We start from the raw sequence: 26,234 nt of genomic DNA, 5'->3' as shown, positions 1-26,234 counted from the left end.
GGGCGCCCCCCCAACGCGCCCTTTTAGCGCGCGACACGCCCAAAGCGGGGGCGGCCTTTTGATCCCCGCCCGGGGTAAACAACGCCGCACAGCAGTTAGTTCGGGGTATCCGCCACCTGCACGTCGAACTTGACGTTGTCGCCGTCGACGCTGGTCACAGTTCCCGTCACGTCGTATTCGGTGCCCTGGTCGGTCAAGGTGCACACGACGGTCGCACCGACCTCCGCGTCGAGTCCCTCTGGACAGGTGACGTCATCGGGCGCCCTGCCTACGGTCGCAGCGAGCTGGCTGGACATCTGGGCTGCGACTTTGTCTGCAGGTACCTGCTTGTCGCCGACGCTGACCGATGCCGAGCACGCGCCGGAAGCCAGTGCGGCAGCTACGCAGATTGCCGCAACAAGGTAATTTCTCTTCACTGTGTTCTCCCAGGTGAGCGCGGTTCCAGCCTCGGACCGGCAGGCCCTCGCTGATAGTAGACCTGGAATCAGCTCTTTGGACGATTCGGGCACGATGGATCAGCGTCGTCGAACCGACAGCGTGAACCCCTCCGGCATCAGGGTCAGACGCTCGACAACTTTCAACCCGTACTCGGGATCTGGTTCGACGGTGTACTTCTGCAGGATCGTTCCCAGAACGAGAACTGCCTCATGGATGGCGAATTGTCTTCCGATGCACGCGCGTTCGCCGGTTCCGAAGGGCTTGTACGTGTGGGCGGGGCGCGCCTTGATGTTTGCGGGCAAGAATCTGTCCGGATCGAAGGCTTCCGGATTGTTGCCCCACACGGGATCTCGGTGCAGCGACGGGATGAGCACAAGCATCCAGTCGCCCTTCTTCATCGGGTATTTGCCGATCAACGTGGTGTCCTGCCGAGCGGCGCGGGCGTAGGCGGGGGCCGTCGGCCACAGCCGCAATGATTCGTCGAGGACACGCCGGACGTACCGCAATTTTGCGATCTTCTCGAATGCCGGTTCGTCCGTGCCCCACACGGCATCAACTTCTGCCTGCGCTTTGGCCAAGACCTCCGGATTCTGCGACAGGTAGTAGAGCGCGAACGACAAAGCGCCGGAGGTTGTTTCATGCCCAGCGACCAGGAATGTCACGACCTGGTGCCGGATGTTCAGCTCGTCGATCCGGTTGGGATCATTCTCCCGGGAAGCGCGCAGCATCAGTTCCAGAAGATCTTCGTGTGCACCGCCAGGGTTCTCTCGCCGAGCGCGAATCACCTCGTCCACAACTTCGGCCATGTACGCCTTGCGCACGTCGTCGCGTTGGTCTGCTCGCCGTGCGAGGCGTCGGCCGAGGGCTGTGGATTTGAGGAACGTAGTCCGCTGTGAATGGGACAGGGTGCCGATCATCGCCTTCACAAACGGATGCTGTTCTTCGCGTTCGAACGAATCGAAGGAGTAGCTGAACCCCGTGCGGCCGATTGTCTCGAGCGTCAATTTGGTCATGTCGGCCGAGACGTCGATGGGGGAGTCGGTGCCATGACGGTCCCAGTACGCAACCAGTTCGCCGGCCACGTCGAGCATCGTGCGGTGGTACGAGCGCATGGCCGTCTGGCTGAACGCCGGAGCCAGAAGATTGTGGGCCTTGGCCCAGTTGGGTTCGCTGTTGTAGGCCGTGAAGAGTCCGTCGCCGCCGATCCCTCGTAGGGCTTTGACGCCGGGTGCCAGGTGTTTTGCAAACCTGGACTCATCGGAAAGGTCGGCAACCATGTCTGCGCCGGATACGAAGACAAAGCGATTTCCGACTACGTTGCGTTCGAAGATCGGGCCGAGTTCGCGGCCGATGCTCACGGAGTTCTGCAGTGGTGTACGGACGTTGACACCAAGAATGTCGCCGAGGAGGGGGAGGCGCCAGGCCGGATGCGGAATAGCAGGCGCGCCCGTGTTCGGCGTTGCGTCGACGCTCATCGTTGTCCCCCGAGAAGAGTTCGCTTACTGAATTGGTGTCTAGTACGCAAAGTACGCCTTACTGAATCGGTGTCAAGTAGTAATCTGAGTTCGCCATGGTCACCCCACGTAAGCGTCTCGATCGCGAGCAGCGACGCACGCAACTCCTCGACATCGGTGCGCAACTATTTGCCGACCGGTCGTACGAGGATGTCTGGATCGAAGAGGTTGCCGAAATCGCGGGCGTCTCGCGTGGGCTGATGTACCACTACTTTCCGACCAAGCGCGACTTCTTCGCGGCGATAGTCGAGCGAGAGTCCCAGCACCTCCTCGACGTGACGGCGCCGGATTCGACGCTACCCATCCAGGAGCAAATCGCTGCTGGGCTGGATGCCTACTTTGCGTACGTGAAGTCGCACAGTAAGGGCGTGCGGGCAATCAATGTCGGGACGTTGTCGGCTGAAGCTGGTATCCGGGCAATAGTCGAGCGCGAGTTGGAGCAGCAACAGATCCGGATCCTCGACGCGCTGGGATTCGACGACGAGCGCAGGCAGATTGCCGCTGTCGCGGTGCGCGGCTGGATTGCCTTCGTTCGTGCGGTGTGCCTGAACTGGCTCGATCAACCGTCGATTCCGCAGGAAGAATTGCGTGTGATCTGTCTTCGCACTCTTGCCGGGGCGCTCGGAACAGATCTGAGCAGCACGCAAGAGAATTAGCGAAAACAGGCCGATCTCAGTCGATCTCGGCCATGTTTCGAGATTTTCGCGTGATGGCCGCACCGAATGCCGCTGCCAACGGGAACATGACGACGCCGTAGACCGCGGCCGGTACTGCCAGACGCACGTTGTCCATCAAGCTGACGGCAATGGTGATGGCCAAGGTGCTGTTGTGGATCCCGATTTCCATCGAACTGGCAATGGCTTGGCGGTCCTCGATACCGAAAAGCTTGGGAACGATGTATCCGATCGACAGACTCAGCAGGCAGAACAGTGCTGCGACAACTCCGATGTCGACGAGGTAGTCCGCAATGTTCTCGCGCTCCGATATGACAGTGCCGACTATGACCAGCGCCAGCACGATGGCCGACCCGATGCGCACCGGCTTGTCCATTCGCTGGGCAAAAGCGCTACTGCGCAGGCGAACCCACATCCCGATTGCCACCGGAATCAGGACGACGGCAAAAACCTGCACAACCTTAGTGAACTGGAGGCCGAGGGTGCCGTCGGCGTCGGTAGGTTCGAAATAGCCGAGGGCGAAGTTGGTGATCACCGGCAGGGTAACGACCGCGATCACTGAATTTACTGCTGTGAGTGTCACATTGAGCGCAACATCGCCGCGAAAGAGGTGGCTGAACAAGTTGGCTGTGGTGCCGCCCGGCGATGCTGCCAGGAGCATCATGCCGACAGCGAGCAGGGGATCGAGATCGAAGGCGGTGACAAGCCCGAACGCGGCGGCCGGCAGCAGTATCAACTGGCAGACGAGGGCGATCGAGACTGCTTTGGGTGCTTTTGCGACACGGGCAAAGTCCTCGAGGGTCAGTGAGAGTCCGAGGCCGAACATGATGATCGCGAGTGCAATCGGAAGACCGACCGATGTGAGAGCTGAGTCCATGTGGCCACTTCCAGTCACTTGGGGAGAATTTTACTGAAACTACCGTGATGCTTGGGTTTGCGTGGCCATTTGGATGCATTCGTGTATCGGTCCGTGACGAGGTGGCTGAGCGCGGTTATCGTCGAACTATGTGCCGAAACATCACCGAACTCCGAGGACTCGAACCAGCTGCCACAGCGGAGGAGATCGAGGCAGCCTCTCGCCAATACATACGTAAGGTGAGTGGGATTGCCAAGGTCTCCGATGCCAATCGTGATGCCTTTGAACAGGCAGTTCGGGAGGTCACCGAAACCACGACGCGTTTGCTGAGTGCGCTGCCGCCGCGCAAGCAGCCACCCCAAACCGTCCCGCCGTTGCGTCGACCCGAGGTTCAGGCTCGAATCGCTGCGCGTTCGTCCTGACCCGAGTGGATCTCACTGATATCGACGTGTGGGACGTCGAACCACTCGAACAACTTGCCGGTGGACTCGAGGGTGTCCTGGTTGCGCACCGTGTTCGAGACATGCGACGACGGCTGGACTTGTTGCGCAGGGAGGCTGCCTCCGACGAATTACAGATCCGCGAAGACGGTTCGGTATCGGCAGTCGCTCCCATTGCCGAAGGGCATCCCCTTCACGTTCACGCAGAGCTGCTCTCAGCTGCCGCACGTGAGTTGATCGGGGAAGCTCTGCTGGTATCCGCGGATCTGCACCACGCACTGTCCGTGCGGTCGCAGGTGGGTACGGATCTGCGGGACAAGGCTTTTCGTGTCAACGAAGAGTGGCGCGGTTTCAGTCCGGCGCGCCGACGAGAAATAGTGCAGCGCGCGCCGGATCTGATTGCGAATCTCGACGGTATCCCGACAGGTGTGCGCAGTCCGGTGAATCTGCGACGTGTGCAGGCCGAACGGGCACGGCTACAAGATGATTCGGTGCGTATCTCTCAGGAACTGCACCGCGAATATTTCGGTGGGCGTTTGAGCAATACCGGTGCGGGCCTCTGGTATGCGCAGCGGAAACTCGAGGATCTGAATGCGCTGGACGAGCTCCTGCACGAACAACCCGATCGTAAGCTCGTCCTGATGGATATGCGTTCCGGCGAGCGCGGGTTTGCCGCGATAGCGATCGGCGATCCGGATACGGCTGATCACATTGCCGTGACCGTTCCGGGGCTCAACACCAATGTCAAAGACTCACTGCGCGGAATGGTCGGGGAGGCAACACGATTGCGCGACGAGGCACAGCGTCAGCTCCACAGTGCCGGACGTGACGAAAGCGTTGCCACGATCGCCTGGATCGGATACGACGCCCCTCAAGTCATCGGCCCCGGAAAATTCGACCTCGGTCGGGCAAGTTTCGACGTGAGCCGTTCCGCGAAAGCGGGTATCGCGGCCGATGCACTGGGGAGCTTCTTTCACGGCCTGCGAGCGGGCGCTGCGAAGCCGGATGTGCACATCACCGCACTCGGTCATTCCTACGGATCTCTCGCGACTTCGCTTGCGCTGCAACGGGGTGCAAGTGCATCGGTCGACGATGTGGTGTTCTACGGATCTCCGGGTGTGCGAGCAAAGGTGGAGGCGGATCTCGGGATCGCGGATCGACACGTCTACGTCATGAAGGCCGAAGGGGACAGTATCGCCGGCTTCGGGCGCTTCGGTGGTGATCCGACGCGTACGGAGTTCCAGCGATTGTCCACAGCGGAGGGAATCACCCCCGACGGCGTGAAACATGAACGCGCCTTCGGGCATGCGGAGTACGCAAGAACCGGAGACAACGGTGAATTGCGGATGACAGGCTACAACCTCGCCGTTGTGGTGGCGGGGTTGCCGGAGCTTGCTGTCCTGGCCTGAATGCGCCGCCGGTAGTTTCGGTACACACTGTGAGGGTTGTTCCTTCATTCGATCTCGAGGAGTGTTCATGCCTGTTTCCACCGTCACCCTGGCCGAAGGTCTGACCGTCAGCGCGCAGGGCTACGGCGCCATGTCGGTAGCCCCCGTGTACGGCCCGGTGGATCCGGCAGAAGCACTCGCGACGCTTCATCATGCGGTGGATATCGGGATCACCTTCATCGACACTGCAAACATCTACGGCGACGGTGCGAGCGAGCGGGCCGTGGGTAAATTGCTCGAAGGTCGGCGCGACGAGGTTCAGTTGGCCACCAAGTTCGGGTTGGTGGGCGGCATGTCGGCAGGTCAGCGGGGGATCAACGGCGATCCGGCCTACGTGGCACAGGCACTCGAGGAATCGCTCGGTCGACTCGGCGTCGACCACGTCGATCTCTACTACCTCCATCGTGTTGATCCGAGCGTTCCGATCGAGGACACCGTCGGCGCGATGGCAGAGCAGGTGAAGGCCGGCAAGATCCGCCACATCGGGCTTTCGGAAGCAACGGGAGACGAACTGCGCCGCGCCTATGCGGTCCATCCCATCTCCGCGATTCAGTCCGAATGGAACATCTCGAGTCGCGACGTGGAGAACAAGGTGGTTCCCGCCGCCGCTGAGCTCGGCGTGGGATTTGTTCCGTTCTCTCCCGTGGGACGAGGGTTCCTCGCCGGGTCGTTCGATCCCAGCGAGTGGGGCGAGAACGATCTGCGTCGACGCTTCCCGCGTTTCACGGAGTCAGCGCTTGTGACAAACCAGAAGGTGCTCGACGTCGTGCGTGACGTGGGCGCCGAATCAGGAGCCACTCCGGCGCAGGTGTCACTGGCGTGGCTCGACGCCAAGGGACGGCATTACGGTCTGCCGTCGGTGTCCATTCCCGGCACCCGTTTTGCGGCGCGCGTGAGCGAGAACGCCGGCGCACTGGACATCGTGCTGACCGAGGATCAGATCGCCCGACTCGACGCGCTTGCGGCCATCACCGAAGGGGAGCGTTCGGCAGATCTGAACTGGATCTCGCAAGGCCGTGAGTAGTCAAAGCCGTAAGCCTGGCGAACTACTAGTAAGATAACTGCGCGATGAAAAAAGTGTGGTTGGTTTGGGGTATCGGTGTATTCGCGTACGTAATCGCCGTCCTTCACCGCACTTCATTTGGTGTCTCGGGTCTGGCTGCAGCAGAACGTTTCTCGATTACTCCCAGTGTGCTGTCCAGTTTTGTGGTGCTGCAGATCGTGGTGTACGCGGGCATGCAGATCCCGGCGGGAGTGCTGCTCGATCGATACGGCTCTCGCATCATGATCGGCGTCGGCGCGTTCATTCTGACGTGTGCGCAGCTGACGTTGGCGTTCACGGAATCGCTGCCCGTCGCGATTGGCGCACGCATCGCGGTCGGGGCCGGCGACGCTCTCACCTTCATCTCCGTGCTTCGACTGGTTCCGCAGTGGTTCCCACCGCGGCAGGTACCACTGGTGTCACAGTTCACGGGAATTCTCGGTCAACTGGGACAAGTACTTTCGGCCCTGCCGTTCATGTTGCTGCTGACCGGCACCGGTTGGACGCTGGCGTACGGCAGCGCGGCCGGCCTGGGGCTACTCGCTTTTGCATTGGCGCTCAGCCTGATTCGTGATTCTCCGCCGGGAACCGAGATTGTTGCGGTTCCCGCCGGGGCAAAGGAGATCGGCCGCCAGATCAAGACGGTCTGGATGCGTCCGGGCACACGCCTCGGGTTCTTCAGTCACATGGGTACACAATTCTCGATCACGACATTTGCGCTGTTGTGGGGAGTCCCGTACCTGTCGTCGGCGCAAGGACTCGACGCCGCAACAGTCGGTTCGCTACTGACCCTGTCGGTGATCTCCGCCATCGTTGCGGGCCCCATCCTCGGCATCCTCACCGGCCGGTATCCGATGCGCCGATCCTGGCTCGTTCTTTCCATCATGGTGAGCAGTGCGGTGATGTGGACGATCGTGCTGGCCCGCAGCGAACCGTCACCGCTGTGGTTGCTGACGATATTGATCATCGTGATTTCAATCGGCGGTCCGGGTTCGGTGATCGGCTTCGACTACGCCCGCACGTCCAATCCCAGTTCGTCGATGGGCACCGCTCAGGGAATGGTCAATATCGGTGGATTCCTGGCGTCGTTGATCGTGATCCAGGTGATGGGTGTGATTCTCGGCCACATGGGCGGCTATACCTTCGACGGCTTCCGGGTGGCCTGGTTGGTTCAGTACCCGGTCTGGATTCTCGGCATCATCGGTGTGCTTGTCACCCGGGGCAAAGCCCGACGCCAACTCGAGGCAGACGGAGTTCGGTTCCGTCCGATGCGCGAGGTTCTCCGAGGTCGTCGGCAGTAATTCATCCGCGACGGGTGAAGCGAGTGCATGTGCGCTCGTACCACCCTTGATGGATGAACGATCCATTGGACATCGGCCCGGTTGAATTGGTGGTGCTGGGGTTCCCAGGTTCGAGAGTGGACCCGGATACCGTCGCCGCATTGCAGAATATCGTCGAGCGTGGGTTCGTGACCCTGCTCGATCTCGTGTACATCGCCAAAGATCTCGACGGCAGCATCAGGCAGGTCGACGTCGACGAAGACCTCACCGACATCGGCCTGGCGATCCTGTCGATCGAGGCAAAAGCTCTGATCAGCGACGAGGATCTCGATGTGGTTCGCGAGTCCCTGGAACCAGGTACCTCAGCGGCAGTCATCGTCTACGAGCAGACGTGGGCGCGAGACTTCACCACCAAGGCCCGCGCAGGCGGTGGCGAGGTGGTTCTCCATGTTCAGATCCCACACGACGTCGTAGTGGCCGCAGTCGCTGCGGCGCTCTAGGTAGCTCAGGCATCGTCAAAAGCAGAGGAGATCAGCATGGTTTTTCGAGGTGGACGCAGAGGACGGCCGGGATTGCTCGGCACCGTCGCGCGCACAGCAGTGGTGGCCGGAACGGCAAAGGCGACGTCCAATGCCATGGATCGGCGTAGCCAGCGGAAGGCGAGCGAGCAGCAGGCGCAGTATGACCAGTACGAGCAGCAACAGGCGCCGCCGCCGCAGCAACAGGCTGCCCCGGCAGCGCCGCCGGCCGGTGACGACCTTGTCTCGAAGCTTCAGGAACTAGGTCGATTGCATCAATCGGGAGTCTTGTCCGACGAAGAATTTGCGGCGGCAAAAGCTCGGTTGCTCAGTTAGCTTTCACGCCAGCGTGATGTCGGCAATCAGACCGTGATGGTCGGATCCTTTGACGTCGATACGCTCGAGTGACGTCGCCACCGGACCTCTGGTGAGGATGTGGTCGATGCCGACTATTGCGGGGTATGGCTTGTCGGTCGGGTAGGTCGGGATCAGCCCCGCACCTATCTGATCGGCTGCGCTGGTGTACCCGTTCGTGAGGAGATCACGAAACTCCTTGTGTGAGTAAGTTGCATTGAAATCTCCGCTCGCTATGACGTTTTCGCGACCGTCGACGTCGGCCAGGTAGCTGCCGAGCGTGCGCTGTTCCGTTGCCCAGACCGAGGCGGGCGAGATGTACGGCGGTGCGGTGTGGACGGCAAACAGTGTGACCGGCTGCGCCAGGCCGACATTCAACTCGGCCGCGAGTGTTTCGGGGGAGAAGCCGTCCAAACTTCGTGTGGCGGACAGAGGGAAGCGACTGTAAATTCCCGCTCCACCTCCGCCGCCGCCATAGGGAACCAAGAACTGGTGGGGCAGAACATCCTCGAGCCCAGCGGTTTTCAGCGCATCGGCCGCACCTGACGTCAACTCCTGCACCGTCAACACGTCCACGTCTCGATCGCGGACGGTGGCAACCAGAGATTCCGGGTCCGCGGAACCTAGCATCAAGTTGGCCTGCATGATTCGTATCGACGGTCCGTGCGCGGTGCCGGTCGGTCCACCCACGTACAGTGGCCCCACCGTCCACGCGAACAGACCAAGGACTACCGCCGATCCTGCGCACAGGATCCAGCGTCGGCCGAAGCCTGCCGCCACCCCACCGATCAGGGGTGCAAGCATCGCCACCGGGGCGAAGGACGCCAGAACAATCACCACATTGCGCTCTACGGCCAGACGCGTTGCGATCAAGGCAACAAGCCCGACGACGATTCCCGCCACCCCGATAATCGTCGCGAGGCGACGTAGAGTTCGTCGTCGGGTTGTTGTCGTATCGGTGTGCATGTTCTCTATAGAAGCAGAACACCAAGATTCAGAGTCCGTGTCAGATGGTATTTCTTGCCCTGCGGTCCCGATCACGGTCGGCGAACATGACCTCCATCCGAGCTTTGATCTCTGCGGTACTGATTGCTCCACCGCGTGGGGCAGAGTGCGTGGCGGTAATCGGGGATGTCGAGGATTGCGGAATCTGGAAGCCCATGGTGAATGTCCCTGTCCTGGTTGCGGATGTGGCGATCGTTGCAGGAGTGGTGGATTACAGGCCGGCGCCGGTTTCGAGGAGTTCGAGTTCGGTACCTAGGTGATCGAGCAGCGGGTTGAGGTCCGGAACGGCTCTTCGGCAGCTGGTAAGCCCGAATGAAATTTGATCGTCGCTGCTGGTGCAGGTGATGTTGAGAGCTTGTCCGGTTGTCGGGATCGACAGCGGGTGGAGGGTGTCGAGACGGAATCCGTTCCAGTACAACGGTGTACGCGGACCGGCAATATTGGAGATGATGATGTTGAATGGCGGCCGCTGCGGTCCCCGCTGCCCGACAAGCATTTCCATTCCGAGGGGAGCGATTCCGAGGGCGCTCATGGCGAGTACCTGGGCGGGACTCATCGCGCGGAGTGAGTCTTTTCCTTCATTCATGCAATTGCGTATCACGTCGAGTCGGTCGGTGGGGTTGTCGAGGTGAGTTGCCAAGTTGCACATGAGCAGTCCCACGCGATTGCCGCCAGGGGTGCGATCGTCGGCGTTGTCGTCGGCGCGCAATGACACGGGAACCATGGCGACCAAGGGGGCGGACGGTAGCGCGTCTCGCTCGTGCAAGTAGTGGCGGAGGGTGCCGGCGGACATTGCCAGAATGATGTCGTTGATGGTGGCGTCGGAGTGCTTGGCCAGCAATCGGATCCGTTCGAGAGGGAAGGAACGGGCGGCGATGTGGCGGCTTCCACCGATCGGAACGTTGAACAACGTGTGGGGCGCGGTCACGGAGACAGCGCTGCCTTTGCCGCGTACGGCGCGGTCCATGGTGCGGACCGTCGTCGGTATCAGTCCGGCCACCTCACCGACGGCGGCCCGAGATGCTCCCCACAAGGTTGCAGGTAGGGACGATCCTTGCGGGCTGGACTTTGCCGCGACAGGTGTCGGCACCGATCTCAGTGAGTGCGGAACCTGCCAGGGGGCGGACATGTTTCGACGGTGGGGATCTTCACTCATGCTCTCGCGGAGCAGCCTCATCGCGCTGGCTCCGTCGGCGAGGGCGTGGTGGATCTTGGTGTACACGGCGTAGCGGCCGTCGGTGAGCCCTTCGATCAAGTGCATTTCCCATAGTGGGCGGCTGCGGTCGAGCAGAGTGCCGTGCAATCTCGAGATCAATGCGGTGAGTTCGGTCATGCCGCCCGGGGTGGGAAGTGCGTCGCGGCGTACATGGTGCTCGATATCGATCTCGTTGTCGGCGAGGGTTTCCCATCCCCACTGGCCAAGCGAGGTGAGGGAGCGCCGGGCCCGCTTACGGAACACTTCGGCTACTTTGCCGCCGGTGAGGGCGATATCGAACATCGCGCGCATGTCGGTTGCGGATGCTCCGTCGGGTGGGGTGAAGATCGCCAGGCCACCGACGTGCATCGGGTTCTCGCGGGACTCGCCGAGAAGAAATAGCGAATCGGTGGGTGCCATCGGTAACAGCATGCATGTCCTTCACTCATGAAGTCGGGGTTGGTGCGCGTGGCTCTTCCCGAGAACTGGTATTCGAGTGGGTGTTATCGATCGGTCGTGGACTTTAGGCGTGGTCGAAGTCACATTGAAGTATCTCGCTATCGGTTCTACAGCCCTGGCACGGTCGGCGCTATTCGACAGGTCAGGGCACTGACCTGGACGTTTGCATAGGTGGCAGGTAGGGCATTGTGGGCTGAAACTAATCACAAAAATGAAGTGATATGTCTCACATCTTGTGTGTTGATCGGTATCTGTGGCCGTTCCGACCGAACTCCTTTTTTGGGGCGTCTGCGCCCGGGTCGCGAAAGTGCGCCGCGTTGACGGCCGGGCCCGTGTGGGCACATTATCGAGAGGTAACGCGACGGTGCATCATCGACGATGCCGCGGAATCGAAGTAGCAGATGGACGAGAACGATCCACTCCAAACGCGTCGTGACGTGCTTCCGTTCATTTCGGATGAGCTGCGAGAGGCGGGATTCGACGATGCCCGTGAGATCGGGCGCGGCGGCTTCGGTGTGGTGTACCGCTGCACGCAGGCCGGGCTGGACCGCACGGTGGCCGTGAAGGTCCTCACCGCCGACCTCGACGAGGAGAATCGGGCACGCTTCTTTCGGGAACAGCGAGCAATGGGGAGACTGACCGGGCACCCGAATATTGTGGGCGTCCTGCAGGTTGGAACCACCGATACCGGTCGCCCCTATCTGGTGATGCCCTACCACCGTCAAGGGTCCGTCGATACCAAGATTCGCGAGAACGGGCCGCTCGACCTGGAGGAAGTCCTGCGGCTCGGGGTGAAGATGTCTGGGGCGCTCGAGACCGCGCACCGACTCGGCATTCTGCATCGCGACGTCAAGCCTGCCAATATTCTGCTCACCGACTACGGTGAACCGGCCCTGACGGACTTCGGAATCGCACACATTGCTGACGGTTTCAAGACCGCGACCGGCACTGTCACGGGCTCGCCCGCGTTTACTGCCCCGGAGGTTCTCGGTGGTGAACCGCCAAGTCCGGCCTCGGATGTGTACGGGCTCGGGGCCACTCTGTTCAGTGCACTCACCGGGCACGCGGCATTCGAGCGCCGCAGCGGCGAGCAGGTTGTTGCCCAGTTCCTACGGATCACCGCGCAGCCAGTTCCCGACATGCGCGAGCACGGTTTCCCCGACGACGTATGTGCCGTCATAGAGAAGGCAATGTCCCGCGATCCAGGGGACCGTCCTTCTACGTCGGTGCTCGGTGAGAATCTTAGGGAGTTGCAGGTCCGCCGCGGTTTGCCGGTCGATGAGATGGCGCTACGCGCCGCCCCAGGGGCCGACCCACGGGATCCGCAGCCGCCGTCGGCGCGATGGCATCCACCCGCATCTCCGGTGGCTCGGAAAGCCGATAGAAATCTGCCGCTGGAGCTGACGAGCTTCGTTGGTCGTCGCACCGAGCTGGCGGAGGTGAAGAATCTGCTGTCGGTGTCCCGGCTGGTGACGTTGACGGGGATCGGTGGTGTCGGTAAGACGCGTCTCGCATTGCGGGTCGCGAGCAATGTCCAGCGGGATTTCGCCGATGGCGTGTGGCTGGTCGAGTTGGGCGAGTTGCACGACGAGTCTCTTGTGGTCGGAGCGGTGGCCGCAGAACTCGGTGTGCGCGACCAGTCGTCGCGGCCGTTAACGGAGATTTTGGTGGAGTTCCTGGCGACTCGGACATTGCTACTGGTTCTCGACAACTGCGAGCAGGTGATCGATGCGGTGGCGGCGTTGGCCGAAGTGCTGCTGCGCGCGTGCCCGCAGCTGCGGATTCTGACGACCTCGCGCGAGCCCCTGGGCATCGGCGGGGAATCCGTATTGCGAGTGTCCCCGCTAGCGGTCCCCGACCCGGATCGGGAACCGTCTCTGCGGGGATTGCCCCGGTACGACGCGTTGACGTTGTTCGCCGAACGTGCGGCCGCTGCGGTGCGCGGCTTCGAAATCACGGAGGAGAACAAGGCGACGGTGGCCCGGATCTGCCAGCGTCTGGAAGGGCTGCCGCTGGCGATCGAGCTGGCGGCAGCCAGACTGCGGGCGATGTCGCCCGAGCAGATCCTGCAGCGGCTGGACGATCGTTACACGCTCCTGACCAGCGGCAGCCGGGGCGCGCCGACGCGTCAGCAGACCTTGCGATGGAGTATCGACTGGAGCTACGACTTGTGTACGCCCGGCGAGCAGCATCTCTGGGGCAGGTTGTCGGTGTTCGCGGGAAGTTTCGAACTCGACGCGGCGGAGGAGATATGTCGTGGCGACCTGACACCCGAGGGGCTGCTCGACACGTTGGGGTCGCTGGTGGACAAGTCGATCCTGATCCGGGAGGAATCGGACACAGTGGTCCACTTCCGATTGCTCGAGACTCTCCGTGACTACGGCCGGGAGAAGATTGTCGAGGCCGGCGAGTACGAGGTGCTGCGTCGTCGGCACCGGGACTGGTACCAGCAGTTGGCGCTCGACGCGGCAGCCGGATGGATCAGTCCCCGGCAACTCGAGTTGATTGATCGGCTAGACCGGGAAGTTCCGAATATGCGGGAAGCGCTCGAGTATTGCCTCTCCGACAACGACGACGGAGTCGCCGCCGGACTGAGTATGTCCACCGCGCTTTATCACTTCTCGCTGACTCGCGGTCTGTACACCGAGTCGCGGCATTGGCTCGATACCTTCCTGGCCCGCGACGCCGGAAAGCCCACGGTGGAACGCATTTGGGCGATACACGCAGACAGCCTCCTGGCAGTGGTGCAGGGCGATCTTTTGGCAGCAACCGCGTTGGTGGAGGAGGGTCACGCTCTTGCCGAGCACCTCACCGACCCCCTTGTTCACGGACTCCTCGACCAGTTGGACGGGATGTTGGCGCTTTATCGCGATGATCTTCCCCGCGCAACCTCGGGGCTGGAGAGCGCACTCGAGGTGTTCGACACTCGTGGTGACCTCACACTTCAGGTGGGCGTGCTGCAGATACTCGGGTTGGTGTACGAGCTGCTCGGTGAAACGAAGCGGTCTGTTGGCTGTTACGAAAAAGCGCTCGCGATCTGCGAATCTCACGGGGAATCGGTCTATCGGTCGTACACCCTGTGGGCCATGGCTGTCGCGGTGTGGCGGCAGGGTGATCAAGATCGTGCCGTGGCGTTGCTCGGGCAGGCGTTGCAGCTCACCGAGCAGGTGAACGATCCACTCACCTGCTCGGCATGTCTGGAGGTGTTGGCCTGGATTGCCGCCGCGGAACCGGATCCTCGACGCGCCGCCGTGCTGATGGGAGCAGCAGAGGAGTTGGGTCACTCCGTGGGCAGCATTACGATCGTCTTTCCCTCCCTGCAGCCTTACCACGAGGAAAGTGCGGCGACGACGCGGCGTGCATTGGGAGAGAAGGCATTCGGGACGGCACGTCGTCAGGGTCGACTCATGAGCATGAATGAGGCGGTCGCATTTGCGCTTGGACGGCAACCTGTGGATACAACGCCCACCGGGTCGTCGGTGGTGCTGACCAAGCGTGAGCGTGAGGTTGCCGAACTCGTCGCCCAGGGACTGACGAACAAACAGATTGCTGCCAAATTGGTGATCTCGCTCCGCACCGCCCAGGGTCATGTGGAGCATATTCTCACCAAACTCGGATTCAACTCGCGTGCGCAGATCGCAGCATGGGTGGTCGAGAAGTCGGGCAATGGTCAGGCCTGAGCTTGTGCTCGCGCTGCGCGATCCCTCGGCGATTTCACGTCGCTTCGCCGTCGAGGAGTACTTCGAATCCGCTTGTGTGGTAAGGGTATTGGTCGAGTCTTGGGATATGCATGAAGTGGCGCGGCGATAGGCTCAATGAAGAGGTGTCGATACCTCGGTCGTTCGCCCTCGTCGGATTCCTATCGAGACGAACACTCCCACGAGGGAAACGAGGGCACCCACCCACATGGTGGTGTGTAGTCCGTGCATGAATGCGACCTCTGTTGCAGATTGCAGTACGTGCGACGTTGTCGGATCGTCACCCGTCACAGTCGGTGCGGTTCCCTGGGCGACTGCCCGGACAGCTTCGTCCGAGATCTGATCGGCAGTACTATTCGGAATATTGTTGTCTACCAATGTTTCGTGGAACTTCTGTGCAGTTACCGATGCCATTACGGCTCCGAGTACCGCGGTCCCGAGGATGCCGCCGACTTGCAATGAGGTCTGATGGACACCTGCGGCGGGACCGGCGTCGGCGACGTCCGCATTCCCGAGGATTGCTTGAACTGATGCTGTCATCACAAACCCGATTCCCAGGCCCAGTACCACAAACGGGATTGCCAGGGAGAGGTAGCTTCCGTGTGGTTCGATCGTAGTGAATAGCATGAATCCCGCTGCGCTGAGCAACATTCCCACAAACAGCGGTGGACGGGCGCCGTACCGTTTGATGATCCAACCGCAACTGCTCGAAGCTGCAACATTCGCGACACTCATCGGGAGAATGTGGAGTCCGGCAGTCATAGGGGAGTCGCCGTTGATCTGTTGCAGGAACAAGAGAATGAAGAACAGTGATCCGACAAGCGCAAAGAAGGAGATGATCGTAAGGATAACTCCGAGTGTGATTGATCGGTCAGCGAAGAGGCGAAGCGGTACAAGGGGATCCGGTGCTCGCCTCTCGATCTCGACGAAGAATAAACCAGCGAGAATGCCACCGACGAGCCAGCCGATGACATGCCAATCAGCCCAACCGCTTTCGGGAGCTTTGATAAGTCCGTAGGTTATGGCGAGGAGGGAACTCGTAAGCATGATCGACCCCAGGATGTCGAACTTCGCACTCCGTATTTTCTTGCTGGTGGGGAGGAGAAACAATCCCGCAGCAAGAGATATCGCCGCCACGGGGACGTTGATCAAGAACGCCCATCGCCAACTGGTGTGTTCGATCAGCAATCCGCCGATCAGAGGGCCTGCGGCGGAGGAGGCGCCGATCAGTGAGGCGAACACCGCAAGTGCCTTCGGAAGTGTTGCTTCGGAGAAGAGTGACCGAAGCAATGCCAGGGCGTTGGTGACGATCAGTGCGCCGAAAACTCCCTGACCGAGTCTGGAGAAGATTACCATCTCGACGCTGTGCGCCAAGGCAATTCCGGCTGATGCGACCCCGAAGCCGACGATTCCTGAAAGGAACACGGATCGTCGCCCGAAGCGATCGCCCAACTTGCCCGCGAGAACGAGTGTTGCGGCCATCGCGAGTAGATAGATGTTGGTAATCCATTGCAATCCAGAGAGACTCGCTCCCAGATCGACGACAAGAACTGGATTGGCCACTGCCGTTATCGTTCCGTCGAGCGAAACGATGAGAACACCGAGAGCGATCGCAGTCATGGCGACCCAGGGATTGGACTCTCGGGGTGGATCTGTGACTGTGCGTGTGTCGATTTCGGTGCTGCCAGTAGCTGTCACTGAGGTCTACTACTTTCTGATCGATCGGAGTTCTTCAGAAGTTGATCATGTGGCCGGCGAGGCCGTGGATCGCTTCCTGCAGCGCCTCACTGAGCGTGGGGTGCGTGTGGACGTTGCGTGCCAACTCGTTGACCGTGAGGTCCCACTTCTGGGCCAAGGTCAGCTCGGGCAGCAGCTCCGAGACGTCCGGTCCGATGAGGTGTCCACCGAGCAGTTCGCCGTGTGTGGTGTCGGCGATCAGCTTGACGAAACCGGTCGGGTCACCGAGACCGTGTGCCTTGCCGTTGGCAGCGAACGGGAAGTTCGCGACCTTGATGTCGTAGCCCTCGGCCTTGGCCTGCTCCTCGGTCAACCCGAACGACGCGACCTGCGGCTGGCAGAACGTCGCACGCGGCATCATCCGGTAGTCACCGAGCGTCTGCGTGTCCGCGCCGCCGATGGTCTCGGCAGCGACGACGGCCTGCGCCTCCGCGACGTGTGCCAGCTGCAGCTTGGCGGTCACGTCACCGATGGCGAAGATGTTCTCGACGTTGGTGCGCATGTAGTCGTCGATCGCGATGGCGCCGCGGTCGGTGAGGGCAACGCCGGTGTTCTCGAGGCCGAAGCCCTCCACGCGCGGTGCAAAGCCGACGGACTGCAGAACCTTGTCCACGACCACCGTTTCGATCTCGCCGGACTTGTTGTCCTTGATCGAAACGCTGACCTTGCTGCCGTCGTCACTGATGGACTGGACAGCGGCGCCGGTCTTGATGGTGACGCCGAGCTTCTTGTACTGCTTCGCGATTTCCTTCGAGACGTCGGCGTCCTCGTTGGGCAGTGCCCGGTCGAGGAACTCCACGATCGTCACGTCGACGCCGTAGTTCTTGAGGACGTAACCGAACTCCATGCCGATGGCGCCGGCGCCGACGATGAGGGTCGAGCCCGGCAGGTCGCGGGTGAGGATCTGCTCTTCGTAGGTCACCACGTTCTCGCTCAGCGAGGTACCCGGCAGCAGCTTGGTGTAGGAACCGGTGGCGATGATCGCGTTGTCGAACGTGATCGTCTCGGTGCCTCCCTTGCTGAGCTCGACGTTGATGGTGTTGGCGTCGGCGAACGTGCCTTTGCCGTCGAATTCGGCGATCTTGTTCTTCTTCATCAAGAAGTGGATGCCCTTGACTCGCCCGTCGGCAACCTTGCGGCTGCGATCGAAGGCGGAGCCGAAATCGAAGGACACGTCTCCGGACATGCCGAACGTCTTCGCTTCTTTTGTGAAGATGTGCGCGAGTTCGGCATTGCGGAGAAGCGCCTTGGACGGGATGCAGCCCACGTTCAGGCACACACCGCCCCAGTACTTCTGCTCGATGATGGCAGTGCTCAGGCCCAGTTGTGCCGCGCGGATAGCAGCGACGTACCCACCGGGGCCGGCTCCGAGGACAACGACGTCATAGTGTGAGGTCACGGTAATTCTCAGGTAGTCGATTCAGATCAGGTCAGTGCTTCCACCGACTGGGGCTTTCGGCCATGGGGCATGAGGAGAGTTGCGGCGAGTCCGACTATCGCCAGACCTGCTGCCACGAAATAGACTGTTGTGTAGCCAATTCCGGCGTAAATAGGTGTTCCGTCGGCAACCGTTGCAATGTTCAGGGCGAGGATGGCAAAACCAATCTGTACAGCGACCGCGCTGCCGACGGATCCCACCACATTGACCGTCGACGCTGTGACGGCCTGCAGTCGGACCGGCGCGGCTGCGATCACGAGGTTGGGGATTGCCGCACTGATCAGACCGGCGCCGAATGCGTATACCAGGTATCCCAACAGTATTGGCCAGAATTCCTTGTGGGAGAGAGCGAGTGACACCGAGCCGATCGCCATCAAGGCAAACCCGATCCAGTTCGGCAGACGCGCTCCCCGACGTTCCGCGATTATGCCGACAAGCAATCCCATTGCGACAGTGGCCACGCCGGCTGGTGTGGTCAACCTTGCCATGTAGCTTGCGCTTTCCCCCAATCCGTAGGTTACGCCGAGGGCGATGGGTGTCTGAACGATGAAAGACAACAGGACGAATTGGAGAACGATGACGGCCTGGCCGGTGAATTGAGCGACCAATGTCGTCACGACAGCGCGACCACGCAGCACTGCAATGTCAATCAGGGGGTTCTCGATTCGCTTTTCGTATCGAGCCCATCCGAGGAAGATTGCCACCGCGGCGATGGCGCAGAGAAGTGTCTTCCACGACGTCCAGCCCCACGTTCCGCCTTCGCCGATGCCGTACAGGAGGAGTGCGATCGAGAGCCCGAGCATGATCCCACCAACCCAGTCAATGGACGTTTTCACTCGGATCGGGGACTCGGGAACGACGAGCATTACCAAGGCTCCCAGGAGTATCGGGAAGAGTGCCAAGGCGAAGAACACTCCGCGGAATCCGAAATTGTCGATCAAAACTCCGGCGATGACTGGGCCGGTGATCGTGGTGACACCGATTCCGGCGGTTGTCATGCTGACCGCCATCGCCAGCATCCGCTTCGGGAAGATGTCGCGCATCAGTGAGTAGGTTATCGGCACGATTGCCAGGCCGAGCCCTTCAACGGTTCGACCGACCAGCACCACGGAAAAGGTCGGCGCGATTGCGACGATCAACGAGCCTGCTGCCATGCAGGCGGTTGCGATCAGAAGCCATTTCTTCTTGCCGTCCCGATCTGCGAGCTTGCCGATCAACGGTGCGCTGATCGCGCCGGAGAGCGTGAACAGTGTTGATACCCAAGCGATGTTCGAGGTCTCGAATGAACCGGCCATGCTGGGGAGTGCGGGCGTCACCAGATTGAACGCGTATGCGACTTCTTCGGACAGGAGACAGAGGATCAGGAGGATTCCGATCCAGCCGGCGGTTGATCGATTACCCACGCCCTCTATCGCGAGAGTGGGGTTGTCGGAGGAAGGCTCCGATGGAGTCGAGGAAGGATTATCCGTGGATGGAGCGGTCATCGTGGCTCCTGCATCTTTCTGACGGGAAGACGGGGCAGTGAGCGGGACAGTCGGCGCGGCGAGTGTGCAGACTCACTGAAGCATGTTTGTGATGTGAGGCACAGTAAAATGGATCGAGTGATTCTGTCAAGTGATCCACTAAAAATGAACTCACAATTCGCCACACGATGAGCGGTCATTGCAATCTGCGCGAGTGACGAATTCGCGGCTCTACCTGGGAAAATCCATCCGCAAAGCTAGGTCTGGGCTGGATGCATGAGCGATTCGAGTCCGCCCGCGACAAAATCCGCGAGTGTGTCGAATCGGCCATTGGATAGTGCGCGAGATCCCTCGATGCTTGCGTCCGACCATCGTGCCGCCATCACGATCAGCGTGTTCACGGTGAGTGACCAATTCAGTTCGATCGCAGTCTCGTCGGCTGAGGGGTAGGCGCGTTCGAGTAGTTTGCGCAGCAGCTCTGCTGTGTCGTCCTTGACTGGGAAGAGTCGGGGGTCGTTGGCGAGGCTGAGTTGGCCGCAAATAGTCAGCCACCGAACACCTTTGTCGGGTGCCTGATCGAGGAACTGGCGATACGGCAGTGCCAGGAGATCAACGATCTGCCTCGCTGTCGGGATGGTGTCGGAATCGACCATGTCCTTGGCCAGGCGATGAATGTGTGCGAGTACTTCGGCACCGGAGTCGAGGAGAACGGCGTCGAGGATCGCGTCCTTGGATCCGAAATGATAGTGCGCGGACGCAGCTCCCAATCCGGCTTCGGCATTGATCGCTCGAATCGAGACAGCCTCGACTCCCTGTGCTGCGAACAGCTTTGCCGCTGAGTCGATTAGGGCGCGGCGAGTTGCTGCGCCGTCGCGTGGACTGGATCGTGGCATTTCCGCAACCTTTCGGTTTGTTGACCCCATCATATCGCGATGTCTCGGCTTGATTTCCGGCGTTCTGACGCGCCGATTTCGGAGCGAGTTTCGTTCGATAGAGAGAATGCACTTGATTGAATCACTTGATCCACATAAGGTGATGTGACAGCAGCCACACGATTGGCGCAATCGATGCCGTGTTGTCAATGACGCGAACCTCGTACTTGCGTACCGAACCGCAGAAGGAGATCGGAATGGCCACGCACACAAGCGAACAGCTGACCGAAGTATTGGAGCCGGAGTCATTCGACCCACGGTTGGCGGTCGACATTTTTACCGTCATGGCCCGTGCGCGTGCGATCGAAGATGCCGTGCAGATTCACATCCGAGACCACGGATTTGCCGGATTCTGGCATCCGGGCAAAGGGCAGGAAGGTGCTGTCGCCGGAGCGGTCGCAGCGATGCGAGACGACGACTATCTCTTCTATCAGGGGCGGGGAGCCACGTGGCCGCTTGCCAAAGGGATGGCGATGGGGCCGATCATCGGTGACCTGCTTGGAAAGGTGACAGGTTCTACCGGTGGAAAGGGCGCCGGCGTTCCTCACTGGGCAGATCCGGCGCTGGGAATCATGGGGGAGGGTGCGACGCTGGGTTCGGTGTATCCGGTGGCAGCAGGCGCGGCATTGTCGGCGCAAATGAGAGGCACTGGGCAAGTTGCGCTGGCGGACTTCGGCGACGGGACGGCGGCACGTGGCACCTTCCATGAAACTCTGCTCGAGGCATCGCGGTGGAAACTACCGCTGGTCTACTTCTGTGAGAACAATGGAATCTCGGTAACCACCCCATTTGAATCTGTGAGTCCGACACGCACTATCGCCGAACGCGCGACTGCATACGGGATTCCCGGAGTTCGCGTCGATGGTCATGACGCCGTCGCTGTCTACCATGCGACAAAGGCTGCGATTGATCGAGCGCGCGATGGTCAGGGGCCGTCGTTGATCGAGGCAGTCGTCACCCGTGTCGGCGGACACTGGGAAGGCGACGCGCAGAAGTATCGCCCGGAAGACTTCCTGTCGACGTACCGAGATCCGTTGGACATCATGCGTTCTCGACTCGATGCTGCGCTGGCCGACCAGATCGTCGCCGCAGCACGTGCGGAAGTTGCCGAAGCGCTCGCCGAGGCAGAAGCCGCTCCTTTGCCTGACCCCTCCGTTATCCTGAAGGACGTTTTTGCATGACTATCACTGACGACACGTCTATCAACCGCACGGCTCCGGAAACTACGGTGCAAAGCTACGAGGCCGCACAGGGTGCGGCGATTGCCGAAGAGATGCGCCGTGACCCCTCGGTGTTTCTCATGGGGCAGGACATTGCCTCAGGCGGGTTCTTCGGCGGAACCCGAGGCCTGGTAGAGGAATTCGGCCTGGACAGGATCCGAAACACCGGAATCACCGAAGCATTCATGGTGGGTGCAGCTGCCGGGGCCGCCATGACCGGAATGCGTCCGATCGTACAGCTGGGGTTTGCAGACTTCAGTTTGATCGCCGGGGACGAGATCTTTCAGAAACTGGGTAAGTGGCGCCATATGCACGGTGGTCAATTCGAACTTCCCGCTGTGATCATCATGCCGATCGGGCCGAGCGGTGGTGCAGGACCCGAACATTCGGGTTCGATGGAGATGCTACCGATGCATTTTCCGGGACTCAAAGCAGTTGTCCCGTCCAATCCTGCCAACGCGAAAGCCCTACTCAAGGCCGCAATCCGGGACCCAAATCCTGTTCTGTACTACCCGAGCAAGCAGCTCAACTTCAAACGGGGTGAGGTATTCACCGATCCCGAGTACGTAATGCCCTTGGGTAAAGCATCGATTCCACGGCGTGGCGACACAGTGACCGTCATCAGCTATGGATGTATGGTGCCTCGCTCGCTCGAAGCAGCTGTCGTGCTGGCTGCGGAGGGTATCGAACTCGAGGTCGTCGACCTGCAGACGCTGGTTCCGCTGGACCACGACACGCTCATCGCGTCGGTGATGCGGACCGGGCGGGCGATGATCGTTCACGAGGCGCCGAGAACCGCTGGTCCTGGCGCCGAGATCGCGGCGCTTATCCAGGAGCGTTGCTTCTACTGGCTCCACGCTCCGATCGCGCGTCTCGGTTCTGTGGATGCGCCGATTCCGGCGAGTCGGTTCCTCGAAGATCATTGCTTCCCAAGTGTTTCCGACATCATCGAGACAGCCCGTCACCTGGTTCGCGACTAACTACTCGACTACGAGGACATTCACCATGCTCACACTCTTCGATGTCCACATGCCTCACATGGGGTCGGTGGAATTCGCGTTGCTCACCGAATGGCTGCTCAAGCCCGGGGATAGGGTCGCCGAGGGCGATCCGCTTTGTGAGGTGTCGACCGACAAGGTCGACACCGAAGTTGACTCGCCAACTTCGGGAATCCTCATCAGTTACGTTGCCGCAGTGGATCAGGAGGTTCCTGTCGGGGACGTCATTGCTCGATTTGCCTCACTCGACTCCGACCCGGTAGCCGTCGCGCAAGCCATTGCCGGTGAAGATGCAGCCGGTGAAGATGTCGCGCCGGCGGCGCCGACATCGGATCCGATCGCGCGTCCGTCCCCGATTTCCCCGGATCGGGCTCTCGCGAGCGAGGCCGCGGCAGTCGTCGCCGAGGGTTCTCGCCCGCCCAACGATTCACTGGTGTTGGCTGTATCGTGGTTCTCTCCGGTCAACCGTCCGCCCGAAGGAAGTCGACGCCTCCGCCTCGATTCGGACTCGACTGATATGTCACTGGAGAGCAAGAGCGAATTCTTGCCGGGAGCCAGGGATCGAGTACCGGAAGATGCTGACACCGTGGCGATTCCAGCCGGATACGAGGTGGTGACCTACACGGCTATCGAACACACTCGCCTGCGCAGGGCAATCGCCAAGAATCTGACGGAATCGTGGAATACGGCCCCTCAGTTGACGGCGCAGGTTGATGTCGATTTCACAGCGGTTTCCGTTGCCCGGGCGAAGGTCAACCGTGAGAGAACGGCCCGAGGTGAAGGGAAGCTCAGTTTCCTTCCCTTTGTCGGTCATGCACTGTGCCGGGCGCTCGCAGACCACCCGGATGCCAATGCCACGTTCACGGACAAGCACCTCGTGCGATGGAACACTGTCAACCTGGGAATTGCCGTGGACACTCCTGACGGACTGATCGTCCCCGTCATACGTGATGCGCAGAATCTCGAACTGGAGGCACTGTCGGACGCAATAGTCGCGACCAGTAGTGCGATACTCTCGGGTTCCGCGCAGCCGGAGGATCTTTCGGGCGGAACAATTACGATCAGCAACTCGGGAAGTGTCGGCGGCGTGGTCTCGACTCCGATCCTGACTCGTCCGCAAGTTGCCTCGATCGGTCTACCAGCCATCGTGCGTACCCCCGTCGCGCGAAAGAGCGTCGACGGTGAATCCGAGCTCCTCACCATCAGGCCCATCGCACGACTCGGATTGACCTTCGACCACAGGGCATTCGACGGCGCCGAAGCCTTGCGCACGCTGATGTCCGTACAGAAGTATCTCGAACAATGGCCGACAAAATCGTAGGCACTTCGCGACGTGAGGACATCAGATGAGGGCAGCAGTGCTTCGAGGCGGAGACGTCATACTTGCCGACATTCCGGAGCCGTCTCCGGGACCGAATCAGCTTCTGGTGGAGCCGATAGCCACCGGGATCTGCGGCAGCGACCTGTCGGCCTGGCAGCACACCGATGATTTCCTCGCTGCGCATCGTGAGGCGGACGTACCGGGAGCGCTGTTCGATCCGGCACACGATCTGGTATTCGGACACGAGTTCACTGCAACGGTGACCGAGGTGGGAACCGGAGTGGTCGACTACGCCGTCGGTGACCGTCTGGTGGTTCTGCCGTGGGTCGTTGACGACGATGGATTTACTCATACAGTCGGATACTGCAATTCGAAGCCCGGAGGGCTGGCTGAAAGGGTTGTTATCCAGGCTGGTGGGCACCTGCACATCCCTCCGGACGTGGATCCGGTTACCGCTGCAGTGACCGAACCTCTCGCTACCGGTGTTAACGCCGTGCTGCGTTCACGGATCGTTGCCGGCGCCGCCGCGGTGGTGACCGGTTGCGGGCCTGTGGGACTCGGCGCAGTCATCGAGTTGGCAGAACGCGGCATCCACCCCATCGTCGTATCCGACCCTTCGGAACTTCGACGAACTGTGGCTTTGGCGTACGGGGCCGATGTGGCAGTCGATCCGAGGCACTCGGATCCCCTGAGCACACTTGCAGGAATGATTCCGGCAGATACCGAAGTATTTGTCTTCGAAGCATCCGGAGCGCGGAATCTACTGGGTTCCTTGATGTCTGTCGTTCCACCGTTCACACGCATTGTGATTGTCGGATCGGCAATGCAGCACGAGTCGATTCGACCGGTGATCGGGATTCTCAAGAATGTGAGTCTGGAATTCGTGGGTGGTCCGGGGCGCGGAGAACCTACGTACCAAGCGTTTTCCCGAACTTTCGAACATATCGTGGAACGTCGTTTCGATCCGGGATTGATGGTCACGGGCTTTGCCGGGCTGGATGCGGTGAGTGAGGTGTTCTCTGCGCTGCGCCCGGCCGCGGGTGACGAGATAGAGCACGTGAAGGTTTTGGTTCGGCCCGACCTGCCCGCCGGTGCGGGTGTGGTGCGTTGTGTCGTCGAGTAACGGACTATGGAATGAGGACGTTGTAATGAATGAGGTTGAATCAATAGCGGAGAGCGAGCAGTTCAACGCCGACTTGGTTCGGTCCAGGCTGATAGCGATGGGCGAGTTGGGTACGGGCGAGGAACTGACTGTGCGATTACTGGCAGGCGGTCGATCCAACCTGACGTTCGAGTTGGCGAGTAAGTCGAGAAGATGGATTCTGCGTCGTCCGCCGATCGGTCACCGTCTGGAGACTGCTCACGACATGGGTCGGGAAGTGACCGTTCAGCGAGCCCTCGCGGAAAGTGCTGTCCCAGTTCCGCGGATCGTGTTCTCCGAGGAGTTCGACGCTACATCGGGTGGAAGTTTCTACGTCATGGACAAGATCGAAGGTCAGGTGTTGCGAACCGATGACGACTTCGCTTCCGTGGACGAGGGCAATCGCTCCGAGTTGGCGCATCGCTACGTCGATTGCCTGGCTGCACTGCACACGCAAGACTTTCGTAGCCTGGGTTTGTCTGGTTTCGGTAGGCCGGAGGGATACCTCGAGCGCCAGGTAAGGCGATGGAGCAAGCAGTTGGCGTCGTCGAAGTCCCGCGATCTTCCGATGTTGGAGAAACTAGGGGCGCGGGTCGCGTCGTCGATTCCGGGGCAGTCTGCAACCTCGATCGTTCACGGCGACTTTCGATTCGACAACATGATTGTTCGGTTAGGTGCCCCGTCGGACATCGTCGGAGTGCTGGATTGGGAGATGTCAACACTGGGTGATCCGTTGACAGACTTGGGTTTAGTCCATCTGTTCTGGTCGGGATGGGCGGGTATCGATAATCCGATTGCCGGGACGCCTTCTGCGCATGAGGGTTTCCCCTCGTTCGACGACCTTGTCGAAAGATATTCCCTAAGCACTGGGTTCGATATCGATGCGCTGCAGTGGTATTCGGGCTTTGCATTCTACAAGATGGCAGTGATTCTGGAAGGCATCCATCTTCGCTTCGTCAATGGGGAAACAGTCGGCGACGGTTTCGAGGACATCGGCTCGATGGTCGTTCCTTTGGCAGAGCGTGGGCTTTCGGCACTTGCGTAGCCGAAAATTGTTGTGAAA

The 26,234-nt window shown here is 60.6% G+C and carries 22 protein-coding genes; 13 read left to right on the top strand and 9 right to left on the bottom strand.

What is annotated here, in order from left to right; translation table 11 throughout:
- Window positions 1-95 precede the first annotated feature (95 nt).
- Complete coding sequence (locus tag R4P64_RS11300) at window positions 96-416, bottom strand: DUF4333 domain-containing protein (RefSeq protein ID WP_317820778.1); 321 nt, start codon at window positions 414-416, stop codon at window positions 96-98.
- 99 nt (window positions 417-515) lie between these two features.
- On the bottom strand, window positions 516-1,913 hold the full coding sequence (locus R4P64_RS11295; RefSeq protein WP_317820776.1) for a cytochrome P450: 1,398 nt from the start codon (window positions 1,911-1,913) through the stop codon (window positions 516-518).
- A 95-nt stretch (window positions 1,914-2,008) separates the two neighbouring features.
- Here R4P64_RS11295 and R4P64_RS11290 point away from each other — a divergent pair, with 95 nt between their 5' ends.
- Window positions 2,009-2,608, top strand: a complete 600-nt coding sequence (locus R4P64_RS11290; RefSeq protein WP_033232397.1) for a TetR/AcrR family transcriptional regulator — start codon at window positions 2,009-2,011, stop codon at window positions 2,606-2,608.
- A gap of 16 nt (window positions 2,609-2,624) precedes the next feature.
- On the opposite strand, the gene R4P64_RS11285 is transcribed toward R4P64_RS11290, so the two are convergent.
- The gene (locus tag R4P64_RS11285) at window positions 2,625-3,503 is read right to left on the bottom strand and encodes a bile acid:sodium symporter family protein (RefSeq protein ID WP_033232395.1); all 879 of its coding nucleotides are present in this window, start codon (window positions 3,501-3,503) and stop codon (window positions 2,625-2,627) included.
- Between the two features lie 128 nt (window positions 3,504-3,631).
- On the opposite strand from R4P64_RS11285, the gene R4P64_RS11280 reads away from it, so the two are divergent.
- The 6 genes from R4P64_RS11280 to R4P64_RS11255 all read left to right on the top strand — a co-directional run bounded on the left by R4P64_RS11280 (window position 3,632) and on the right by R4P64_RS11255 (window position 8,546).
- Complete coding sequence (locus R4P64_RS11280) at window positions 3,632-3,904, top strand: DUF2277 domain-containing protein (protein ID WP_033232393.1); 273 nt, start codon at window positions 3,632-3,634, stop codon at window positions 3,902-3,904.
- 5 nt (window positions 3,905-3,909) lie between these two features.
- Complete coding sequence (locus R4P64_RS11275; RefSeq protein WP_092806212.1) at window positions 3,910-5,331, top strand: alpha/beta hydrolase; 1,422 nt, start codon at window positions 3,910-3,912, stop codon at window positions 5,329-5,331.
- A gap of 67 nt (window positions 5,332-5,398) precedes the next feature.
- Window positions 5,399-6,394 (top strand): aldo/keto reductase, encoded by a 996-nt coding sequence (locus R4P64_RS11270; RefSeq protein ID WP_033232391.1) that lies wholly within the window; start codon window positions 5,399-5,401, stop codon window positions 6,392-6,394.
- Window positions 6,395-6,438: 44 nt separating this feature from the next.
- Window positions 6,439-7,713 (top strand): MFS transporter, encoded by a 1,275-nt coding sequence (locus R4P64_RS11265; RefSeq protein ID WP_092806214.1) that lies wholly within the window; start codon window positions 6,439-6,441, stop codon window positions 7,711-7,713.
- Window positions 7,714-7,766: 53 nt separating this feature from the next.
- Entirely contained in the window at window positions 7,767-8,192 is a 426-nt protein-coding gene (locus R4P64_RS11260) for a DUF6325 family protein (protein WP_045068561.1), read from the top strand.
- Window positions 8,193-8,228: 36 nt separating this feature from the next.
- A complete protein-coding gene (locus R4P64_RS11255; RefSeq protein ID WP_033232387.1) occupies window positions 8,229-8,546 on the top strand; it encodes an SHOCT domain-containing protein in 318 nt (105 codons plus the stop codon).
- A gap of 3 nt (window positions 8,547-8,549) precedes the next feature.
- Here R4P64_RS11255 and R4P64_RS11250 read toward each other — a convergent pair whose 3' ends face one another.
- Window positions 8,550-9,530: an endonuclease/exonuclease/phosphatase family protein gene (locus R4P64_RS11250; RefSeq protein ID WP_317820769.1), complete on the bottom strand. Its 981-nt coding sequence runs from the start codon at window positions 9,528-9,530 to the stop codon at window positions 8,550-8,552.
- Between the two features lie 250 nt (window positions 9,531-9,780).
- Entirely contained in the window at window positions 9,781-11,196 is a 1,416-nt protein-coding gene (locus R4P64_RS11245) for a wax ester/triacylglycerol synthase family O-acyltransferase (protein ID WP_317820767.1), read from the bottom strand.
- Window positions 11,197-11,624: 428 nt separating this feature from the next.
- Here R4P64_RS11245 and R4P64_RS11240 point away from each other — a divergent pair, with 428 nt between their 5' ends.
- Window positions 11,625-14,903 carry a protein kinase domain-containing protein gene (locus tag R4P64_RS11240; RefSeq protein WP_317820766.1) on the top strand — a complete coding sequence of 1,093 codons (3,279 nt, stop codon included), beginning with the start codon at window positions 11,625-11,627 and terminating at the stop codon, window positions 14,901-14,903.
- 132 nt (window positions 14,904-15,035) lie between these two features.
- Here R4P64_RS11240 and R4P64_RS11235 read toward each other — a convergent pair whose 3' ends face one another.
- From R4P64_RS11235 to R4P64_RS11220, 4 genes are all read right to left on the bottom strand, one after another.
- A complete protein-coding gene (locus R4P64_RS11235; RefSeq protein WP_317820765.1) occupies window positions 15,036-16,619 on the bottom strand; it encodes an MFS transporter in 1,584 nt (527 codons plus the stop codon).
- 34 nt (window positions 16,620-16,653) lie between these two features.
- Window positions 16,654-18,057, bottom strand: coding sequence for a dihydrolipoyl dehydrogenase (gene lpdA, locus R4P64_RS11230; protein ID WP_317820764.1), 1,404 nt, complete (start codon window positions 18,055-18,057; stop codon window positions 16,654-16,656).
- A 26-nt stretch (window positions 18,058-18,083) separates the two neighbouring features.
- Complete coding sequence (locus R4P64_RS11225; protein WP_317542515.1) at window positions 18,084-19,580, bottom strand: MFS transporter; 1,497 nt, start codon at window positions 19,578-19,580, stop codon at window positions 18,084-18,086.
- A gap of 236 nt (window positions 19,581-19,816) precedes the next feature.
- Window positions 19,817-20,452 (bottom strand): TetR/AcrR family transcriptional regulator, encoded by a 636-nt coding sequence (locus tag R4P64_RS11220; RefSeq protein WP_045068575.1) that lies wholly within the window; start codon window positions 20,450-20,452, stop codon window positions 19,817-19,819.
- A gap of 236 nt (window positions 20,453-20,688) precedes the next feature.
- Here R4P64_RS11220 and R4P64_RS11215 point away from each other — a divergent pair, with 236 nt between their 5' ends.
- The 5 genes from R4P64_RS11215 to R4P64_RS11195 are packed head-to-tail and all read left to right on the top strand — an operon-like array spanning window position 20,689 to window position 26,216.
- Window positions 20,689-21,672, top strand: a complete 984-nt coding sequence (locus tag R4P64_RS11215) for a thiamine pyrophosphate-dependent dehydrogenase E1 component subunit alpha (protein ID WP_317820761.1) — start codon at window positions 20,689-20,691, stop codon at window positions 21,670-21,672.
- A complete protein-coding gene (locus R4P64_RS11210) occupies window positions 21,669-22,691 on the top strand; it encodes an alpha-ketoacid dehydrogenase subunit beta (RefSeq protein ID WP_317820759.1) in 1,023 nt (340 codons plus the stop codon). Before R4P64_RS11215 ends, R4P64_RS11210 begins: the two co-directional genes overlap by 4 nt.
- A 25-nt stretch (window positions 22,692-22,716) precedes the next feature.
- The gene (locus R4P64_RS11205) at window positions 22,717-24,030 is read left to right on the top strand and encodes a dihydrolipoamide acetyltransferase family protein (RefSeq protein ID WP_317820758.1); all 1,314 of its coding nucleotides are present in this window, start codon (window positions 22,717-22,719) and stop codon (window positions 24,028-24,030) included.
- 25 nt (window positions 24,031-24,055) lie between these two features.
- On the top strand, window positions 24,056-25,153 hold the full coding sequence (locus R4P64_RS11200; protein WP_317820756.1) for an alcohol dehydrogenase catalytic domain-containing protein: 1,098 nt from the start codon (window positions 24,056-24,058) through the stop codon (window positions 25,151-25,153).
- A gap of 25 nt (window positions 25,154-25,178) precedes the next feature.
- On the top strand, window positions 25,179-26,216 hold the full coding sequence (locus R4P64_RS11195; RefSeq protein WP_317542510.1) for a phosphotransferase family protein: 1,038 nt from the start codon (window positions 25,179-25,181) through the stop codon (window positions 26,214-26,216).
- Window positions 26,217-26,234: the final 18 nt, after the last annotated feature.

This window comes from Rhodococcus sp. IEGM 1366, from assembly GCF_033142425.1.
Lineage (GTDB): Bacteria > Actinomycetota > Actinomycetes > Mycobacteriales > Mycobacteriaceae > Rhodococcus_F > Rhodococcus_F globerula.
Note: the sequence above shows the minus strand (reverse complement) of the source record. Positions and strands in the feature narration are given on the sequence as shown.

Excerpts from the sequence above, each read along its gene's own strand:
- R4P64_RS11295 (WP_317820776.1), bottom strand. The coding sequence starts at position 1,913 with ATGAGCGTCGACGCAACGCCGAACACGGGCGCGCCTGCTATTCCGCAT.
- R4P64_RS11290 (WP_033232397.1), top strand. The coding sequence starts at position 2,009 with ATGGTCACCCCACGTAAGCGTCTCGATCGCGAGCAGCGACGCACGCAA.
- R4P64_RS11285 (WP_033232395.1), bottom strand. The coding sequence starts at position 3,503 with ATGGACTCAGCTCTCACATCGGTCGGTCTTCCGATTGCACTCGCGATC.
- R4P64_RS11280 (WP_033232393.1), top strand. The coding sequence starts at position 3,632 with ATGTGCCGAAACATCACCGAACTCCGAGGACTCGAACCAGCTGCCACA.
- R4P64_RS11270 (WP_033232391.1), top strand. The coding sequence starts at position 5,399 with ATGCCTGTTTCCACCGTCACCCTGGCCGAAGGTCTGACCGTCAGCGCG.
- R4P64_RS11265 (WP_092806214.1), top strand. The coding sequence starts at position 6,439 with ATGAAAAAAGTGTGGTTGGTTTGGGGTATCGGTGTATTCGCGTACGTA.
- R4P64_RS11260 (WP_045068561.1), top strand. The coding sequence starts at position 7,767 with ATGAACGATCCATTGGACATCGGCCCGGTTGAATTGGTGGTGCTGGGG.
- R4P64_RS11255 (WP_033232387.1), top strand. The coding sequence starts at position 8,229 with ATGGTTTTTCGAGGTGGACGCAGAGGACGGCCGGGATTGCTCGGCACC.
- R4P64_RS11250 (WP_317820769.1), bottom strand. The coding sequence starts at position 9,530 with ATGCACACCGATACGACAACAACCCGACGACGAACTCTACGTCGCCTC.
- R4P64_RS11245 (WP_317820767.1), bottom strand. The coding sequence starts at position 11,196 with ATGCTGTTACCGATGGCACCCACCGATTCGCTATTTCTTCTCGGCGAG.
- R4P64_RS11240 (WP_317820766.1), top strand. The coding sequence starts at position 11,625 with ATGGACGAGAACGATCCACTCCAAACGCGTCGTGACGTGCTTCCGTTC.
- R4P64_RS11225 (WP_317542515.1), bottom strand. The coding sequence starts at position 19,580 with ATGACCGCTCCATCCACGGATAATCCTTCCTCGACTCCATCGGAGCCT.
- R4P64_RS11220 (WP_045068575.1), bottom strand. The coding sequence starts at position 20,452 with ATGCCACGATCCAGTCCACGCGACGGCGCAGCAACTCGCCGCGCCCTA.
- R4P64_RS11215 (WP_317820761.1), top strand. The coding sequence starts at position 20,689 with ATGGCCACGCACACAAGCGAACAGCTGACCGAAGTATTGGAGCCGGAG.
- R4P64_RS11210 (WP_317820759.1), top strand. The coding sequence starts at position 21,669 with ATGACTATCACTGACGACACGTCTATCAACCGCACGGCTCCGGAAACT.
- R4P64_RS11205 (WP_317820758.1), top strand. The coding sequence starts at position 22,717 with ATGCTCACACTCTTCGATGTCCACATGCCTCACATGGGGTCGGTGGAA.
- R4P64_RS11200 (WP_317820756.1), top strand. The coding sequence starts at position 24,056 with ATGAGGGCAGCAGTGCTTCGAGGCGGAGACGTCATACTTGCCGACATT.
- R4P64_RS11195 (WP_317542510.1), top strand. The coding sequence starts at position 25,179 with ATGAATGAGGTTGAATCAATAGCGGAGAGCGAGCAGTTCAACGCCGAC.